General features: G+C 43.8%; 19 protein-coding genes. 15 read left to right on the forward strand and 4 right to left on the reverse strand.

Features of this window, described 5'->3' with window-relative positions; genetic code table 11:
• The first annotated feature begins 3 nt into the window (after positions 1–3).
• Positions 4–1,218: an arginine deiminase gene (locus tag G9Q97_RS13185; RefSeq protein WP_166147573.1), complete on the forward strand. Its 1,215-nt coding sequence runs from the start codon at positions 4–6 to the stop codon at positions 1,216–1,218.
• Here G9Q97_RS13185 and G9Q97_RS13190 read toward each other — a convergent pair.
• A complete protein-coding gene (locus tag G9Q97_RS13190; protein ID WP_166148079.1) occupies positions 1,215–3,947 on the reverse strand; it encodes a putative LPS assembly protein LptD in 2,733 nt (910 codons plus the stop codon). The two genes, G9Q97_RS13185 and G9Q97_RS13190, sit on opposite strands and share 4 nt — an antisense overlap.
• A gap of 99 nt (positions 3,948–4,046) precedes the next feature.
• Between G9Q97_RS13190 and G9Q97_RS13195 the strand changes: the two genes are divergently transcribed.
• On the forward strand, positions 4,047–4,847 hold the full coding sequence (locus G9Q97_RS13195; protein ID WP_166147575.1) for an N-acetylmuramoyl-L-alanine amidase family protein: 801 nt from the start codon (positions 4,047–4,049) through the stop codon (positions 4,845–4,847).
• Positions 4,848–4,962: 115 nt separating this feature from the next.
• Entirely contained in the window at positions 4,963–5,811 is an 849-nt protein-coding gene (locus G9Q97_RS13200) for a transglutaminase-like domain-containing protein (protein WP_166147576.1), read from the forward strand.
• Here the strand turns inward: G9Q97_RS13200 and G9Q97_RS13205 are convergent.
• Together G9Q97_RS13205 and G9Q97_RS13210 are read right to left on the reverse strand one after the other, a co-directional pair.
• Entirely contained in the window at positions 5,808–6,386 is a 579-nt protein-coding gene (locus G9Q97_RS13205; protein WP_166147578.1) for a thioredoxin domain-containing protein, read from the reverse strand. The two genes, G9Q97_RS13200 and G9Q97_RS13205, sit on opposite strands and share 4 nt — an antisense overlap.
• Before the next feature lie 35 nt (positions 6,387–6,421).
• A complete protein-coding gene (locus tag G9Q97_RS13210) occupies positions 6,422–7,051 on the reverse strand; it encodes a 4'-phosphopantetheinyl transferase family protein (RefSeq protein ID WP_166147580.1) in 630 nt (209 codons plus the stop codon).
• A gap of 43 nt (positions 7,052–7,094) precedes the next feature.
• Here G9Q97_RS13210 and G9Q97_RS13215 point away from each other — a divergent pair, with 43 nt between their 5' ends.
• Genes G9Q97_RS13215 through G9Q97_RS13230 form a run of 4 tightly spaced genes read left to right on the forward strand, consistent with a single transcriptional unit; the run spans position 7,095 to position 9,739 of the window.
• The gene (locus G9Q97_RS13215; RefSeq protein ID WP_166147582.1) at positions 7,095–8,009 is read left to right on the forward strand and encodes a WD40 repeat domain-containing protein; all 915 of its coding nucleotides are present in this window, start codon (positions 7,095–7,097) and stop codon (positions 8,007–8,009) included.
• A 38-nt stretch (positions 8,010–8,047) separates the two neighbouring features.
• Complete coding sequence (locus G9Q97_RS13220) at positions 8,048–8,902, forward strand: DivIVA domain-containing protein (protein ID WP_166147584.1); 855 nt, start codon at positions 8,048–8,050, stop codon at positions 8,900–8,902.
• Positions 8,902–9,267: a dihydroneopterin aldolase gene (gene folB, locus G9Q97_RS13225; protein WP_166147586.1), complete on the forward strand. Its 366-nt coding sequence runs from the start codon at positions 8,902–8,904 to the stop codon at positions 9,265–9,267. Before G9Q97_RS13220 ends, folB begins: the two co-directional genes overlap by 1 nt.
• A 37-nt stretch (positions 9,268–9,304) precedes the next feature.
• Complete coding sequence (locus tag G9Q97_RS13230; protein ID WP_246255655.1) at positions 9,305–9,739, forward strand: DUF4268 domain-containing protein; 435 nt, start codon at positions 9,305–9,307, stop codon at positions 9,737–9,739.
• A 43-nt stretch (positions 9,740–9,782) separates the two neighbouring features.
• Here G9Q97_RS13230 and G9Q97_RS13235 read toward each other — a convergent pair whose 3' ends face one another.
• Positions 9,783–10,097, reverse strand: a complete 315-nt coding sequence (locus G9Q97_RS13235; protein WP_166147589.1) for a HesB/IscA family protein — start codon at positions 10,095–10,097, stop codon at positions 9,783–9,785.
• Between the two features lie 111 nt (positions 10,098–10,208).
• Between G9Q97_RS13235 and G9Q97_RS13240 the strand changes: the two genes are divergently transcribed.
• From G9Q97_RS13240 to G9Q97_RS13275, 8 genes are all read left to right on the forward strand, one after another.
• A complete protein-coding gene (locus G9Q97_RS13240) occupies positions 10,209–10,730 on the forward strand; it encodes a DUF7935 family protein (protein ID WP_166147591.1) in 522 nt (173 codons plus the stop codon).
• A gap of 21 nt (positions 10,731–10,751) precedes the next feature.
• Positions 10,752–11,168, forward strand: a complete 417-nt coding sequence (locus G9Q97_RS13245; protein WP_166147592.1) for a YkvA family protein — start codon at positions 10,752–10,754, stop codon at positions 11,166–11,168.
• A complete protein-coding gene (locus G9Q97_RS13250; protein ID WP_166147594.1) occupies positions 11,165–11,890 on the forward strand; it encodes a Rossmann-fold NAD(P)-binding domain-containing protein in 726 nt (241 codons plus the stop codon). Before G9Q97_RS13245 ends, G9Q97_RS13250 begins: the two co-directional genes overlap by 4 nt.
• Positions 11,887–12,339: a D-aminoacyl-tRNA deacylase gene (gene dtd / locus G9Q97_RS13255; protein WP_166147596.1), complete on the forward strand. Its 453-nt coding sequence runs from the start codon at positions 11,887–11,889 to the stop codon at positions 12,337–12,339. The genes G9Q97_RS13250 and dtd overlap by 4 nt, the downstream gene beginning before the upstream one ends.
• Positions 12,340–12,409: 70 nt before the next feature.
• Positions 12,410–13,939: an ATP-binding cassette domain-containing protein gene (locus tag G9Q97_RS13260; RefSeq protein WP_317168759.1), complete on the forward strand. Its 1,530-nt coding sequence runs from the start codon at positions 12,410–12,412 to the stop codon at positions 13,937–13,939.
• Positions 13,936–14,262, forward strand: coding sequence for a nucleotide pyrophosphohydrolase (locus tag G9Q97_RS13265; RefSeq protein ID WP_166147598.1), 327 nt, complete (start codon positions 13,936–13,938; stop codon positions 14,260–14,262). The genes G9Q97_RS13260 and G9Q97_RS13265 overlap by 4 nt, the downstream gene beginning before the upstream one ends.
• Before the next feature lie 310 nt (positions 14,263–14,572).
• Positions 14,573–17,734, forward strand: a complete 3,162-nt coding sequence (locus G9Q97_RS13270) for a PVC-type heme-binding CxxCH protein (RefSeq protein WP_166147600.1) — start codon at positions 14,573–14,575, stop codon at positions 17,732–17,734.
• An 8-nt stretch (positions 17,735–17,742) separates the two neighbouring features.
• On the forward strand, positions 17,743–18,396 hold the full coding sequence (locus G9Q97_RS13275) for a plastocyanin/azurin family copper-binding protein (RefSeq protein WP_246255657.1): 654 nt from the start codon (positions 17,743–17,745) through the stop codon (positions 18,394–18,396).
• Positions 18,397–18,423 lie beyond the last annotated feature (27 nt).

Genomic DNA, 18,423 nt, shown 5'->3' on the forward strand with positions numbered 1-18,423 from the left:
AATATGCGATTATCGATAGCTTCAGAATTCAGGACGCTTAGGGAGGTGTTGATGCACCGGCCCGGGGGAGAAATTGACAGGTTGACCCCCTACAATAAGAAATTGCTGTTATTTGAAGATGTTCCCTATCTGGAAGAAATGCAGCGGGAGCATGATGTCTTTACCGGAATGATTAGAGAAAGTTGCGGGGCTAAGGTGTATTTTTTCGAGGATTTGTTGTTGGATATTTTAGACCAACCAGCATTGCGGAGAGAATTGATGCAGGAAGCTTTATCGGTATCACGGCTGGGGCACCTTACGGATGAACTCTTAGGGGTGCTTTCCGTAGCGGATTGCGCCAAAGCATTGATGGCCGGAATAAAGGTTCATGAAGTAAGAAGGAAGCTGAGTTCTTATTCTTTGGCAGACCTGTTGGATGTGGCCTTTTTGATACCTCCTTGCCCCAATCTGTACTTCCAAAGGGATACGGCTGCTGTAGTGCCGGGAGGTATGATTTTTTCCAGCATGCGTTTGCCTGAGCGGCAGAGGGAAGCCAATATGGTCAGACAGATTTTTGAAAACCACCACCTGTTTAAGGATAAGATTTGCAAACAATATCCTCTGGATGCGCACAACAATCCTGCCTCATTGGAGGGAGGAGATGTGATCATCCTGAATGAAAAAGCGGTGGCTATAGGCTATTCCGAAAGAACGGATGAAAAAGCCATTTATCACGTGGCCAAAAGTTTGATCGCCTCAGGGAAAGTGGAACGAATCTATGAAGTCCATCTGCCCAAGAAAAGAAATTTCATGCATCTGGACACGGTTTTTACCATTTTGGATGAAAACAAAGTGCTTACCTATCCGGATGCCATTCAATCGGTACAGCGGATTTCATTGTACCAGCGTAAAGATGATGAAGGACCAGAAGTACATGTGAAGCGGTTGCATTTGAAAGAACAGCTTAAAGAGATTCTGAAGCGGGAGATTCCGGGACTGGAGATCATTGGAACGGACCGGGTAAATCAGGAGTATGCCATGCGTGAGCAATGGTTTGATGGGGCCAATGTGTTTACAATAGCTCCCGGAAAAGTAATTTCCTATAACCGGAACAAGCATACCAACCGGGCTCTACGGGAGTTTGGAATTGAGGTCTTGGAAATTCCTTCCTCTGAGCTATCCAGGGGGCTTGGAGGACCCAGGTGCATGAGCATGCCAATCAGTAGAGAGAATTCTTAAAAGCTATCAAAGAAGGATCTTCGTCTGGAAACCTTAAGGTCTCTGAGGATATTGGATTTTACCCGGATATCAATATTGTAGGAGGTAAACCGGCCAAATGGAACCCAGTTTACATTCATCTGCCAGCAGTGCAGGTCCCGGGCGATGCCTATCATGGTTTGAGTGATCCTTGCAGCAGCGACATCATAACCCGAGTTGAAATTGATTTTCCATTTGTCTGAAATGCTCAAATCTCCGGAGATATTGATGGCCTGTGTGATATTGGTATTGCCTGATGCGGCTTTATTGTAGCTCAGGTTATAGCCATAAGTCAGGTTCCAGGGGATGGACCAATCAATATACTGGCTGGGATCATTGGCAATGCGGTTGATTTCATTTTCCACAAAATCATTCATCTGCCCTCCCTGATTCAGGAATTCATTGGTAAGCTCATCTTGTACCTCTCCCGGGGATTTTTCAGTTTTGCTGGGGTTGATACTCCCATTGATGTTAAGCGAGGCTCTCCGTATGGTACCCAGTCCCTGTCCCCTTTTCCAGGCAAAGGAGTTGATTCTTCTGGTTACTTCCCGTTCGCCACTTTGGAAGGTACCCGTGGCGTAGGGGTCGAAATTGGCGCTCAGGTTAACGGAAAGTTTGTTTTGAAACAGGGATGTACGGGTGTTGAAGTTCAGGGGGGCCAGATTAAAGGAGTCCACCGCAAAGTTATAGCTGGTAGACACATTTAAGGTTTGCAATATGGGTACTTTTTTTGTTTCCGCCTCGGCAGTATCGCTCTCTGTCCTCACCTTGGCCTCCAGTACGTTCCGTATATTGATACTCAGAGATTTGGATTCTCCCATGGGGGCGCCTCCATATATGAATCCCTGATACCTGGAGAGTCTTTGGATGCGGCCTCCGGCATTGGTCTGTACCTCCTGGTAATACCCGTATTTCGGATCTGAAAAATCCGGAGTACTGGTAAATCCAAAAGTAGGTTGCATGTGGTGCCGGATGGCCTCTATTTTTGATCCTTCTCTAAAGGTATAAAATCCGTAAATATTGGTGGAAAGGTTAAAGGAGGAATTGTAATAATTAACGCGGTTAAAGCCACTTTCCAAAATCCGGTCCAGTCTTTCTTCGGCAGGATTGTAATAATAGTTGATCCGGTCCAGGTACCAGAGCTCTGTGAAATTCATAGATGCCGTCCCGGTGAAAAACCGAAAAAGGCTGAAATTGGAAGAAATGGGCAGGGTATGTCGGAAGCCATTGTCAGCATCCCTAAGGAGCTGTGGCAGGTTGGCAAAGGTAAAAGGCAGTACATCCGGAGCATTGGGCTGTCCCAACTCCTCAATCTGTTGCTGCAGGTTGGGGTCTACTCCCAGTTCCGGAGTGATCCTGTTATTGATAGAGTTTTGGGCATTGAAGTTCCAGGCAATGTTCAGGGTTTTTAGCGGTTCAAATTGGATGTTTCTGAAGGGGTTTTGGCGGTTCATATTGACCGCCACATCCGGAAGCAGCAGGTTTACCTCATCAGTAACCTGATTTTGAGAATGCCGCAAATTGGCAGACATGCTGAAAGGCGTGCCGGTAAAAGTTTTGCTGTAGGATATATTTGAGGAAAAATCTGATTGCTGATTTTGTTGAAAGTTTCCCTGGTTAAGGATATTGTCATTATAGGACTTGGTTCCAAAATTGGCAGAGGCAGAAAACCTCGAATTGCCCCTGGATTCAGGGGTATGGTTCCAGCGAAACCAAAAAGCATCATATTCCAGGGGTTGTTCTGCCGTTTCCGGACTTTGAAACTTCTGGTAGTCTATGTTCAGGCCACCCTTAAAACGGTATCTTTTGTTATAAACGGAGGCGGTTTTGGCGCCATAGCCCCCTTTGGAGAAAATTTCTCCAGTAACACGGGTATGCACGTAGTCATTAAAAGCGAAATAGTAACCAAAATCCCTTAGGAAAAACCCTCGCCGCTGTTCTTCTCCATAGGAAGGAAATATGATTCCTGAGGTTTTCTCTTCTGGTGTGTCGGGGATAACACCAAAAGGCAGGCCAAGGGGAGTGGGTATATTGTTAAAATACAGGTTAAAAGGACCGGAGACGATGTGTTTTCCCCTCACAGATTTAATTTTGGAAGAGGAAATGTGCCAGTGGGGTTCTACCAGATCACAGGTTGTATAAAAGCCATTTTTCAGGTAAACCGATCCGTCCTTGGTTTTTTTGACGGTTTCCCCTCTGAGCAGGCCTTCATCCTGTTGGGTCACCACATCAGAAATAATGGCTTTTTGGCTTTCAAAATTGTAGCGCATCTTTTCCCTTATTTCATAAATGCTTTCCCCCTCTTTGAATATGGGAGTTCCCTGCGCCACTCCCGTACTGTCTTCCAGCCCTGAAGCATAAAGCTCACTTTTTTCCCAATCGATGATGATATAATCTGCATCCAGCCGGATATTGCCATATTCAAACCAGGCTCCTTTGTATAAATAAACCTTATTTTGGGTAAAATCGGAAATGATACTGTCTTCGGCGTAATAATTGATGGTGGTTGTGATATCACCGATTTCCTGGTTAATTGCAGAGTCAAGATCAGCAGAGGAAATGTTGAGTATACTATCGGGAAGTACTGGAAGCAGGGTATCTGCCTTTACATCAGGCTTTGTTAAAGTATCCGGAGCTGTCAGTTCAATTTCAGAGGAGCGGGTTTTGCCGGTTTCCTGTCCAAACAATGCCTGCCCAAAAAGCGTAAGCATGACCAGGGAAAGAAAAGCGAGCTTGATATTATGCACTGATAATTTCTGTTTGCTTTAAAAATTTCTAATTTTTGCGTAAAGTTAACGTTATTAACGTTTATGAAACGAACCAGGTTGAAAAATATTCTTATAATTTCGCTGCTTTCCTTAACCTTTGTTTTTGCGGGTTTTATCCCTACCGGGGAGAAAAAAGCAGAGTTTAAACTCAGGCGAATCGTTATTGATGCGGGACATGGAGGTAAAGATCCGGGAACCATAGGCAAGATTTCTCAGGAGAAGGATGTCGCCCTGGATCTTGCATTGAAAGTTGGGACTTATGTACAGGAATTGCTGCCCGAAGTGGAGGTGATTTATACCCGAAAAACAGATAAATTCATTGAGTTAAAGGAAAGGGCGAACATTGCCAACAGAAACAGGGCAGATTTATTCATTTCTATTCATTGCAATGCCACCTCCTCATCACGGGTACATGGCACGGAAACCTTTGTCATGGGAAACAAGAATTTCGATGCCAATTTTGAGATCGTGAAACGAGAAAATGCGGTAATTTTATTGGAAGATGACTACCAGGAAAACTACGAAGGGTTTGATCCTCAATCTCCTGAGTCTTACATGATGTTTAATCTGATGCAAAGGGCTTATTTTTCAAATAGCCTTTCGCTGGCAGAAAAAATTGAAAAGGATTTTTCTACCAGGGTTAACAGGCATTCAAGAGGAGTGAAACAGGCACCGTTTTATGTGCTTTGGACAACGAGTATGCCCAGTGTGCTGATTGAGGCAGGATTTCTCTCCAACCTCAGCGAAGAGCGCTACTTGAACAGCAAAAACGGACAAACATATGTGGCCTCCGGGATATTCAGGGCCATTAAAGCTTATAAAGAAGAAATAGAATCTCTCTGAGGATTTAAAGTGGGATCACCGATGCTCGGTTGACATTGCACAGAACAAGGAAAGGGACATGTTTTTAAATTTTAATTCGGTAACTTTAAGATGCTGTAAGTGAGTACTTCGTCAAATGGATAATCAATTAACAGATAAAGAATTAAATGCTTTGGTATCCCTACTGGATGATACGGACCAGGAAATCAAAGCACATGTACGCGGAAAAATCATCTCCCTGGGCAATGATGTCATACCCTTTCTGGAAAATAAATGGGAAAGCTCCTTCAATCCTGAAGTTCAGAAAGAAATAGAGGAGTTGGTGCATGAGTTGCAAATCAATCTGCTCCGCAAAAGGCTCCTAAATTGGAAAAATTCTGAGGAGCAAGAATTGCTGGAGGGCCTGTGGATAATCAATACCTACCTGTATCCGGAGCTTGAATTTGAGCAGTTGAATGCAGTGATGCAGCAAATCTACTTCAATGTCTGGACCAATTTTAAAAATGAATTCTCCGTCTATGACAAGATCAAATTGATCAATAACGTGCTGTTCAATGACCTTAAGTTTTCTGCAAATACCAAAAACTTTCATAGCCCTGGAAACAGCATGATCCGAACAGTATTGGAAACAAAAAAAGGAAACCCCATTAGTTTATGTTCGGTTTATCTTTTGGTCGCGCGAAAGCTGGGATTGCCTGTTTATGGGGTGAATCTTCCCAACCTTTTTGTATTAACCTACCAGGCTGGCAAATTTAAGTTCTACATCAATGCATTTAATAAAGGGCTGATTTTTACCAGACAGGATATCAACAATTACCTGGAGCACCTCAAGTTGGAACCCAAGTCCTCCTATTTTGAACCTTGTGAAAACATTGATATCATTCGCCGGACCCTCAGAAACCTTGTTTTTGCATTTGAAAAAATTGGAGAGGTGGACAAGGCTGAAGAAATAAAAAGTCTAATGGAGATTATAGACAAAGACTAGTTTTTCAAGCGGATATTACAACCCACTGCACGAGTGATGGCAGGGCTGGGTCTTTTTCTGGACAGGATATCCCTCAGGGCATTGTCCAGGTAATGAACGGAGGCACTCGAAACAGACTGGGCATTATTGTCGATGGCACCCTGGTAGGTGATGGAGTAGCCAGTAGGCCCTGAGGAGATGATGACTACTTCCGGAATTTTTTTGGCCCCTGTCTGTCTGGTAAATACCTGATCAATGTCCATCAGAAAGGGAATTCCTGAATTATTAGCCCAGGACAGCCCCCTCATTTGCTCCCTGCTCTCATCTTCCGGGCCTGCGTGGGGATTGACCAGGGCGAAAATAATATTTTGCCCGCTGTATTTTTGATGAAGGGACTGGATACGGTCTTCATACAGTTTGGAATAAGGACAAGCCAAAGTGGTGAACACAAAAACCATGGTACTGGAAGGTGGGTGGCTGGCGGTGGAAAAAGTTTGGCCGGAAAAGGCATCTACCAATTCCACATTAGATACCTGTTGGCCATTGGCCAGCAATGAACCAAGGAAAAGTAGCATAAAACACCTTAAATATTTCATGGAATCCGCTGTTTTATTAGCAAATATAGGAAAATTCACCAAATGGTATAGGTAAGAATCATGTCGTTTTCGGTTATTACTTTAACAGCGTAGTGGTGATCAGCAAAGTCTGTACCGTGAATTTTTCCTTTAATTACCTCGTCCGTACAGGAAAAGGGCTGAAGCAGAATGTTTTGCCGGAGACTGATTCCTTTTCTACCCTGGCATTTGAAGATTGTTTCTTTAACCGACCAGGCCATGGTGTGCATATACGGATCTTTATTCAGGAAATCCATCTCTTTTGTATCCAGGTATTTGGGTGCCAGGGTTACGGTTTTGTCCCGGACTTTTTCCAAATCAATACCTACCGGCATTTCTTTATGAAAAATGGCACCGGAATAATCACCGTGATGGGTAAGTGATACATACCCGTAACCGTCCATGGTATGAGATTTACCATGTGCATCCTTGTAAAAACCCGGATAGGGAAGTTGTATATGGTCCAGGGCAGATTTAATGGCCAATCGGGCCCCCTTCCATTCTTTTCTTTTTTGGGGATGTCCTATATTGGCCAGAGAAAGTTTTTCCCGAAAACTCAGAAAGTCCATAGGGCTGTTTTCGGATTCATGAATATTGTTGATGGCAAAAGCAGATAAAGGGCTAATTTTTTCTATTTTTGTTTGCATGGTTACTCAAAATGAGCTGGGTGATAAATATACGATGCAATATATGCCAAAAATTCAAGTAAATAAACTCCATACATTAAGCGGGCATAACCATTCTGTTTTCGCACTTTCCGAAGGATTGACCCCCCATCACTTTTATACCGGTTCTGGCGACGGCATGGTGGTGGAATGGGACCTGAGGACACCTAAGGATGGTTTGTTGCTTGCAAAGTTGCCACGCTCCGTTTATGCCCTTACTGTAGACAAAAAAAGGAATTTGCTTTTCATTGGTCAAAATTTTGAAGGCATTCATGCCATTGATCTAGCCAGTAAAAAAGAGGTATGGTCCCTTAAAGTTACAGCCAATGCCATATATGACATGAAGGTGGTGGGTGACCTCCTGCTGGTGGCCACCGGAGATGGTGTCCTGGTAGTGTTGAATATTGAGGCACAATCTCCCGTAAAGCATCTGAAAATCAGTGATCAACACCTGAGAGTGCTGGCCATAGATCCTGTAAGGGGGCAATTCAGTGTGGGGGCCAGTGACCATCAGGTTAAAGTTTTTGACCTCAAAGACTGGAAACCTGTGGCCAAACTTGAGGGCCATAGCAATTCAGTTTTTGCCCTGCAATATTCACCCGATGGCAAAATGCTGATCAGCGGGGGTAGAGATGCCCGTCTGAAATTTTGGGATACAAAGGATTTTAAAGAAAAGAAAAGCATTGCAGCACATATGTTCGCCATCAATTACCTTTCTTTTCGGGATGATGGCAAGTATTTTGTAACTTGTAGCATGGATAAGTCTATCAAGCTTTGGGATCCAGATGAAGGCAAACTTCTGAAGGTTATTGATAAGGCCAGACATGCAGGACACGGAACTTCAATAAACAAAGTGTATTGGTCTGCCTATAAAGACCAGGTAGTGGCTATCAGTGATGACCATACCGTTTCCGTTTGGGATTTAGGCATTGGCCAATGAATCCGGAGAAATATAATCTGGAATTTAAAAATTGAGAAATGAAAATAACACCATTGGATATTCGCCAAAAAACCTTTGAAAAAAAGATCAGGGGATATGATAAAGATGAGGTTGCTGGTTTTTTAAGTTACCTGTCCCAGGAATGGGAGAAGCTGGTGGAGGAAAAAAACGCCTTGAAAGTCAAGTATGAACAGGCTGAAAAAGAGGCATCCAAGCTGCGGGAGGTGGAACAGTCACTATTCAAGACCTTAAAGACAGCTGAAGACACGGGTGCCAGTATCATTGAGCAAGCCAATAAAACAGCCGAGCTGATTTTAAAAGAGGCACAAATGAATGCAGATGCACTGAATGCTGAATCCAAAGGAAATGCACGAAGTATTGTGGAACAGGCCGAATCCCAGGCCAAAAATATCATGGAGGACCTGAAAGAAGATGTGCAATTGCTGGTAGATAATTATGAGAAATTGCAGGTGCAAAGAGATTATTTGCTGAAGCATCTTAAAAAAACCGCTGCTGAGACCCTTGAAAATGTAAAAACCGTTCAGGATGGTTTCAATGAAATTGATGCCGTCGCGCATACCAGATTGGTGAAGGACATCCAGAGAAAAGATAAATATTATACTTCCATGAGCAAAACTTCCCCAAAATCCGGCCAGGAAAACCCTGCGGAGGATGCCGCAAATACGTATACATGGGACAAACCGAATGCCCTTAAAAATCAGGATGAAGATAAAGAAGCCCCAAATACAGCAAGCCAAAATAAATCTGAAAACCCTGAACCCCTGGATGTTAATGAAGTAGCCGATGAAACCAGTGAGGTAGAGGGAAATACTCAGGAAGATGAAAAACCCAAAAACAAGCCTTCCGGATCGTTTTTTGACCAGTTTGAATAATGGGTAAAGTTTCTTTGGAAGGCATTGAGTTTCACGCTTATCATGGGGTGTTCTCGGAAGAAAAAAAATTGGGCAACCGCTTCACAGTGGATTTACACGTATATACGGATTTCCAACAGGCAATGCTTCATGATGACTTGAAGAAAACAGTAGACTATTTTAAGCTGTATCAGATAGCCAAAGCCCACATGCAGGTACCGGTCAAGTTGCTGGAACACCTGGCACATTTGATGATTCAGGACATATTAAATGTGTACCCCGAAATCCGTAAGGTCAGGGTAATCATCAAAAAACACAATCCTGCGATTGGGGGAGTGGTCAATTATTCAGTAGTGGAAGTGAACTATCCACAGGATTACGGATAAAAGATCAGATATGTATACCAAAAATCAGGTTAACCAGATGAAGCAGGAATTTTGGACAGCATTTGGTTGGTATATGAAACCTGTCCCCTCAGCTGATGGTTCTCCGGTGAATTGGAAAAACTATAAAACCGGCATTCGCCACCTTTACTTTCGGATGCAGGCGGAAAGGGACTTTGCTTCCATATCCATTGCGATACAACACCCAGATGAGGATATCGCGGAGTTGCTTTATGCCCAATTGTTGGAATTGAAGCATTTATTGGAAATGGAATTGGGAGAAGCCTGGAGCTGGATACCGAAAGACCAGATAGCTCCCGAAAAAAACGGCTATAGGGTTGAAAAAAAACTGAATAGCGTCAATGTCCTGGATAAAAAATACTGGCCGGAAATTATTTCATTTTTAAAACCCAGAATAATAGGACTCGATGCATTTTGGTCCAATGCCAGGTATGGTTTTGAAGGCTTGTTGTAAAACCTGTTCACTTCTGGCAAGGATCATTCCTGCTTGAGAATGATCACTTGTCATGTCTTTCAGGAATATCAGGATTGCTAAACACAAAGCCTCTGGCCTCATTGCTATCATGAAAATCTACCTGCATGCCCATCAAAAACATGACATGTCTTTTTTCTACGAGTACGGGTAAGCCTTCAATGGAAAATTGTTGATCTCCTTCCCTGCACTGATCAAACCCCAGGACAAAGGATACTCCTCCACAGCCACCGCCTTTGATGCCTACCCTCAAGGCATAATCTTGGGGGATGTTTTTGGAATTCATGATGTTTTTGATTTCAACTAAGGCCTGGGGACTTATTTTTATTGGTATCAACATGTTCAGAAAATGTCAAACAAGTATGAAAGGTTCCAAATTTAATAGAGAAAACAGTTGTTGCATAGCATAACTTGACATTATTTTGGATATTGTGATTTAAAACAGTAAACAATGGAATACCTCATAGAACTTTTAAAAATCGTACTTCCGGCAGGGCTGGTCATTTATGGCATGTTTATCATTACGGTATCATTTTTGAAGAAAGAAAAAGAAATGAAGTGGGTGGACATCAAAACCAAAAATACGGAACTACTGTTGCCCCTTCGTTTACAGGCAGGAGAGAGACTGTGTCTGTTATTGGAGCGCATTTCCCCAAACAATTTAATCCGGAGGGTCAATGAACCTGGCTTTACGGCAGGGGAATTACACGGCAGGTTGATTGAAGAAATCCGAAATGAATTCAATCACAATTTATCGCAGCAGGTATATTTTACAGATGATACCTGGGAGTCTGTCAGAACGGCGGTAGAGCAAACCATTTCCCTCGTGAATAGATCTTATCAGGAAGTAGCAGGAGATGAAAAGAGCCTTGAACTGGCCAAAAAAATATTCCAGTCTGCGCTGGCTCAGGAAAAAGACATTATAGGACAGGCATTAAGAAATATAAAAGATGAAATAAGAATGTATTTTTAAAGCTCATTAAACCGAAAAAATATGGATGCAACTACAGAGGAGAAAAACCTTTTTGAAAAAGTCAAAGCGATATACATGAATAGGGCAATGCATATCGCATCCACAGAGAAAAAATTACGTGCTTTGCTGGAAAAAGCCAGCCTTAAATGGCAGGAACTTTCTCAAAATCCCACCTTTTCCCAGGTCAAATTTCAAGTGGAGGTATTTATCCGGATGATCAGGTCTCACCTGAATAAAAAATATTCCGGGCTTTCCAACCGCTCTCTGGGCTTGTTGGCTTTGGGGCTGTTTTATTTTGCTTTGCCCACAGATTTAATTCCGGATTTTATTCCTTTTGTGGGTTATGTGGACGACATTACAGTTCTTTTGGCCATTTTTAAAAGTCTCCAGTCGGACATTGCACGTTTCTTGGAATGGGAAAGGGACCAACAGGCATGAGCAGAAGGATCGCATTCGTATCCGGTTCCTCCGGATTGGTAGGGATGAAACTGCTTCACCAGCTTTTCCAAAATTCTGAATTTGATTGGGTAATTTCTTTCGGGCGCCGTAATTTGGCCATCAAGCACCATAAATTGGTGCAGGTGGCAGTGGATTTTGATAAACTGGATCAGGTAGATTTAAGGGAGAACATCAGCAATCAGAATATGGGCGGAGATTTTCAACCCCTGCTTAAGGCGTTGGAATCTGGCAGTGCCCGGCCAATTGCCTTTTGCTCTCTTGGGACAACCATCAAACAGGCAGGGTCGAAAGAAAACTTTTATCGCGTAGACCATGATTATGTGATCAATTTCGCCAGAATGGTGATGGGATTGGGAGCAAAACGGTTTATGTATGTCAGTGCCTTAGGTGCAGATGCACAATCTTCCATTTATTACAATCAAGTAAAAGGTGAAGTCGAAAATGATTTGAAAAGAATGGATTTTGACTATGTGGGGATTTTCCAGCCCTCACTGCTTTTGGGAGAACGAAAAGAGAACAGGTTGGGAGAGGAAGTTGCCAAGATTGTAATGAAAGGGGTCACTTTCCTGGGTCTGTTCAGGAAATACAAGCCCATTTATGACCATCAGGTAGCCAAAGCCATGGTAAAAAAATCACTTGAAGGGGAAAATTCCGGAAATGAAACCGTTTCCTCCTCAGAAATGCATAAGATGAGCGAATGATTGCTGTAATTCAACGGGTAAAAAAGGCTGCAGTTAGCATAGGAGGGATGGAGAAATCAGCCATAGGCACGGGTTTGATGATTTTATTGGGAATAGAGGAGGCGGATGAAAGGGAGGACATCGACTGGATTTGCCGCAAAATGGTCAACATGCGCATTTTTCCTGATGAGGATGGGGTAATGAACAAATGCCTTCAGGATGTTGAAGGTGATATGCTGCTGATCAGTCAATTTACCTTGCATGCGAGTACCAAAAAAGGAAACAGACCATCCTACATTAAAGCGGCAAAACCCGATATTGCCATTCCCCTGTACGAAAGCTGCATCAAAGAATTGTCCCGGCAATTGGGAAAACCAGTGAAAACTGGTGAATTTGGTGCAGACATGCAGGTTTCTTTAATCAATGATGGTCCGGTGACCATTGTGATAGATTCTAAAAATAAAGTCTAAAAGAGGCCGGATCAGAAATAGCAATTTACTAAAAAACAGCCCGGTTTTTCTGTGGCGGATATTAAAACCAATGATGAACAAAGACCTGGAGGAAGATTTTTTGACCATCGAAAACGCAAGGGTAAATTATTTTGGCAAGACCTTGTTTCAGGAATTGAATTTTAAGGTAAAAAATGGAGAATCCTGGGCCATTTTGGCTGCTTCCGGTAAAGAAAGGACTGCCTTCATTGAAACCCTGTTAGGCCGGACTTCCCTGGTTGCCGGAAGTATTTCAAGGCCTTTTGCCAGTGATTACCAGGAAGAACAAAACCGAATGGGCCAGGTAAACAGTTTCAGGGACCTGGTAGCATTTATCTCCCAGAAATACACCTTCAAAAATAAATCCAACCAACAGCATTTCTATTACCAGCAGCGGTTCAATAGCGCGGAGTCCGAAGAAACGGAGACCGTTGAGGGTTATTTGTCCGGAGTAGAAAGCAGGAGGGTTGGTCCATGGGACATGGAAAAGGTAATCCGGCTTTTTGACTTGGATCAGTTTAAAGATAAGTCCCTGATCAAGCTTTCCAATGGAGAAACGAGGAGATTGGCCATGGCAGTTGCCCTGCTGAAAAATCCACGACTTTTCCTGATGGACATGCCTTTAACAGGCCTTGATGTACAAACAAGGGATGAATTTGACCAGGTATTGCAAGCCATAATGGCCTCCGGTGTGCAGGTGATCATGTCCACTACCGCCCGGGAAATTCCTGCGTCCATGCGGCATTGTGCCTGGATCGGAGAGGGTAAATTGCAGGTAATCCACGACATGGAGAAATTGATGCAATTGGAAGCGGTCCATACGCAGTCCCAACATTTATCGGTATCACTCTTCAAGAAACTGCTGAAAGATGTGAATCATGGAGCAAGGCTGACTTCGGTCATTGAAATGAAGGATGTAACCATCAGATATGGCAACAATACGCTACTTGATACAATTAACTGGCAGGTACTCCCTGGTGAAAAATGGCTGATCCAGGGACACAATGGGGCAGGGAAATCCACCTTGATCAGTTTGATTTTAGGAGAGAACCCCCAATCCTATGCCAATGACATTACCTTGTTTGATAGAAAAAGGGGCACAGGGGAAAGCATATGGGACGTGAAAAGACCAACGGGATTTGTCTCGTCTGACCTGGCCAGGTTTTTTCCTACCAACCAAACCTGTAAAAAAGTGGTTTTGTCCGGATTTTTTGATACCATGGGGCTCTTTAAAAAAACCAGTCCTGAGCAGGAAGCCAAAGCCGATGCATGGCTAAAGGCGCTTCAGTTGTCTCATATTGCTGGTTTACGTTTGCAGCAGGTTAGCCTGGAGGAACAAAGGTTCTGCCTGCTGGCCAGGGCCATGATTAAAAATCCCAGGCTGCTGGTTTTGGATGAGGCTTCTCAGGGAATGGATGAGGAACAAAGAATCAGGTTCAGGTGGCTGGTAGACCATTTTTGTGAAGAAAGCGGGATGACCCTATTGTTTGTAAGCCATTATCAGGAGGATGTACCAGACTGTATCGAAATGGTGATGGAATTGAGCCATGGAAAAGGCATTCAAAAAAGCGTAAAAATATGAGCATTGCAGAAGCACAGGAAAAAGTAGATCAATGGATTCGCAGCCATGGGGTCAGGTATTTCAATGAATTGACCAATATGGCTATTTTGACAGAAGAAGTTGGGGAGGTGGCCCGTATCATGGCCAGGAAGTACGGGGAACAATCATTCAAGGAAAGCGACAAAGATAAGGAATTGGCGGATGAAATGGCCGATGTATTGTGGGTATTGATTTGCCTGGCCAATCAGACCGGGGTGGACCTGACAAAGGCTTTGGAAAATAATTTTGAAAAGAAAACCATCCGGGATAAAGACCGGCACAGGAATAACGAGAAGTTAGGTTGAGGATATTTTTTTCTGCTGAATTCCGATACTGGATTATCAAGCCAGGGAATGTAGACAGAATAGTCCTGGGATTCTTTGGGCAGCTCTTTTTTCTCCATGAGAAAAAATGGACCTAAATATCAGGAAAGCCCATACCTCAAAAAAAAATTACTGCTCTGGGTTTGATAAAAAGATGGAATGCAGCTATTCCGGGAAGTAAGGAATACCTGTTTGAAACATAAATTGACCTATCGCATAAGAATAGGGGAAATTTTTCATTATTTTTTTCTAATTTACTTGAAATTAACTTTAAACGTTTCCCTGATTTACCATGGATAAGGCCCGGAATACCAACAATAACCATTTTTACTTTTTAAGCCGGATTTGTTTTTTTTTATTTCTTGGTATACTATTATTTTTTTATACTGCCGGAAGAAGTACTGCAGAGACAACAGATTTCTCCACAGACAGGCAGGAGCCCAGAAGGGCCGAGATCCTGTTTTTGGGCCATTCCAGCCAGCACCATGATTCCCGAAGGTATGCTCCATGGCTGGCTACCGCTATTTTCAATAGTGGGATCAACCTTACCTATACGGAATCCATGGACGATATCAATTCAGATAATCTCGCCAAATTTGATGGGCTGGTAATCTATGCCAATCATGAATATTTGTCTCCCGGTCAGGAAATGGCCATGCGTGATTTTGTTGAAGGGGGTAAAGGGTTGATTCCATTGCATTCCGCAACAGGCTGCTTTAAAAACTCTGAATGGTATATCCGCACCATAGGTGGGCAGTTTGCCTCACATGGAACGGGAAATTTTGCCACTGAACTAAAGGACAGGGCTCATCCTGTATTGGATGGACTGGAGGAGTTTAGCACCTGGGATGAAACTTACCGTCATCAGCACATCAACAGTGATATCAATGTACTTATGGAGCGGGTAGAAGGGGCACATTGCGAGCCCTATACCTGGACCCGGGAGGAAGGAAAAGGAAGGGTGTTTTATACAGCCTATGGCCACAATGACAGCACCTGGCAGCATCCGGGATTTCTGAAATTGGTAGAGAACGGAATTTTCTGGGCCATGGGAGAAGAGGTGAAGGCCCAGGTGACAGCCTTGGAAATTCCACAGGTATCCATATACGAGGAGCCCATTTCGGATTTCACCAAAAGGTATGAGGTCCCAAAAATTCAGGAAGCACTCAGTCCCGATGCATCCCTGAAGCTAATCCAGAAACCGGCAGAATTTGAAATTAGCCTGTTCGCCGCTGAACCCGATATTGTCAATCCAATAGCAATGGCCTGGGACGAAAAGGGCAGGCTGTGGATTGTGGAATCGGTGGATTATCCCAATACCTTCAAAGAAACAGACGGAGCCGCCAATGACCGCATCAAGATCTGTGAAGACACCAATGGAGATGGTAGAGCAGATAAATTTACTGTTTTCGCCGATGGACTGAATATTCCGACTTCTTTGGTTTTTGCCAATGGAGGAGTGATTGTGTCCATGGCACCCGATTTTGTTTTCATGAAGGACACCAATGGAGACGATAAGGCTGATGTTTTCGAAACCATCATGACAGGATGGGGTAAAAGCGATACCCATGCAGGCCCTTCCAACCTGATGTATGGCTTTGACAATAAGATATGGGGAGTGGCAGGCTATTCCGGATTTGACGGCACCATCAATGGGGAACCCTGGAGGTTTCCTCAGGGCCTTTATCATTTCAAACCAGATGGAAGCGACTTCAATTATCTGGCAAGTTCTTCTAACAATACATGGGGACTGGGATTCTCAGAGGATAACCATGTATTTATTTCCACGGCTAACAATACCCATTCCGCTTATTATTCCATTCCTGCAAAATTCCTGCAAAGGGCTTTTCCCGAAGCAGAGGAAGGAGCGAAAAAGCCCCCTTTCACCATTCAATCCATTCAGAAAATAGATGGGCACTATGCTGCCCATGCCATGACGCCAAACCTCAGGCAGGTAGATGTGGTTGGAGGATTTACTTCAGCGGCAGGCATACGCCTGTATACGGCCAGGGATTTTCCCAAATCTTACTGGAACCGGGTGGCTTTTGTCAATGAGCCCACTATCCGGCTTACCCATAATGCTATCCTGGAGCCAAGCGGTGCGGGCTTTGCTGAGAAAGATGGCTGGAACCTTTTGGCCAGTTCTGATGAATGGTTTGGTCCGGTGCAGGCAGAAGTGGGACCAGATGGGGCGGTATGGATTGCCGATTGGTATAATTTCATCATCCAGCACAACGTTTTTGTAGAAAGACAGGCCCCTTCCAGAATGGTATTGCCTTTCACCGAGCAGCCCCATGGGCAAGGTAATGCCTTTCAAAGTGAACTCAGGGATACCAATCATGGCAGGATTTACCGGGTGATTTATAAAGAGGCCCCTGCCTATTCCCCAAAATCTTTATCAAAAGCGGATCCTGTGGCATTGGTCAATGCCCTGACCGATGATAACATGTTCTGGAGGATGACCGCCCAGCGGCTTTTGGTCGAATCAGGTAACCAAGAACAGCTGAATGCGCTGTATACCCTGGTAAATGACAGGAGTCAGGATGAAATTGGGTTGAATAGCGCTGCGGTCCACGCCTTGTGGACCCTTCATGGCCTTGGGGCGCTGGATGGTAGTAATAAGGAAGCTATGGAAGTTGCTTTGGGGGCATTGACCCATCCTGCACCGGGGGTTAGAAAAGCGGTCCTGGAAGTATTGCCCAAAAATGAAGTAAGTTTAAAGGCTATTCATGCTTCCGGAATTTTACAGGATAAAAACCTCAATACCAGAATGCATGCCTTTTTGTCACTGGTAGAAATGCCAGAAAATGCTATCATAGGGGAATTGATCCATGAAGCAAGTCTTATTGGAGAGAATGAAACAGACGATTGGTTGACAAAAGCATTATTTGCTGCGGCCAGTCATCATTCCGAAAGTTTTCTTGCTGCTGCAGCGCTAGGAGGAAGCGCATCCTCGGGACTTCTGGACCGCCTGATAGCCGGCGTAAAAAATGAAAGGTACGAATTGGGAAGAAGAAGTTACCTTCAGTATTCCCCTGATCTTCAAAACAAGGAAATTTTGATATCCGCCACTGTGTCAGGCAGAGGAGGGGAAAGACCCAATGGGGTAATCCTTGCTCATGGAGACCGGGAAAATGGCTACTCCTTTTACATGGAAAAGGGACAGTTGATTTTTCAGGTGAACCGGCAGGGCCAGACTTATTTTGCCACTACTGAAATGGAATTGCCAGAAAGTTTTGAAGCCAGGGCACAAATCAAAGCTTCTGGCGAAATGGAGATTGCAGTTGATGGAAAAACTGCAGCCAGGGTAGCATCAAAAGGCCATTTTATGGGGGTATTGCGTCCCAGTCTGCGTACTGGCCGGGATTTTGGAGGTGAAGACAATGCAGGGTCGTACGAAGGAGAACATCCTTTTGAAGGGACTCTTAGAGATGTAGTACTTGAGTTAAAATGATAAACGTAATGAATTACCGGTGGTTGTTATTGTCAGGCCTTGGTTTGTTGCTGATGGGGGAAATATTTAAAATCAAGCCGGAACTTGGGCAGAAAAATCAATCGATCAGGACCGAAGAAAACCTGGAGAATGGTAAAGCAAAGCCAGCAGGCCTGGATCAAAGTTTCCTGCTTTTTACCAGGGAAGAAGTTTTGAAAGACGGACTTGCAGGTACAAAGAAAAAGATGGTGGCTGAGGAAATTTCACCAAAAAAAGTGAGGTCAGCATCTCAGGAGAGGGTAAGGACAGTAGTGATAGAAATTGTTCCGGAAATGATGAAATATGATACGGATACCTTTACTGTTAAAACAGGGGAGAAAATAATGCTGGAGCTGGATAATCTGGATGGCATGCAACATAACCTGCTGATCCTAAAGCCGGGTAGCCTTGAAAAAGTTGGGGCAGCAGCAGATGCCATGCTAAGGGATCCCAGGGCTTCTGAAAAGCATTATGTTCCCGAAATACCCGAGGTATTGTTTGCTACTGAGATGTTGGGACCCGGAGAATTGTATACCCTTAATTTTACCGTACCGGATACACCTGGTGATTATCCTTTTGTGTGCACATTTCCCGGGCATTGGCGCATGATGAATGGGATCATGCGGGTAGTGACAGGGAACTAAGGAAAATATTTATTAATATCTAGAGGA

Origin of the sequence: Cyclobacterium plantarum (assembly GCF_011290685.1) — a bacterium.
Lineage (GTDB): Bacteria > Bacteroidota > Bacteroidia > Cytophagales > Cyclobacteriaceae > Cyclobacterium > Cyclobacterium plantarum.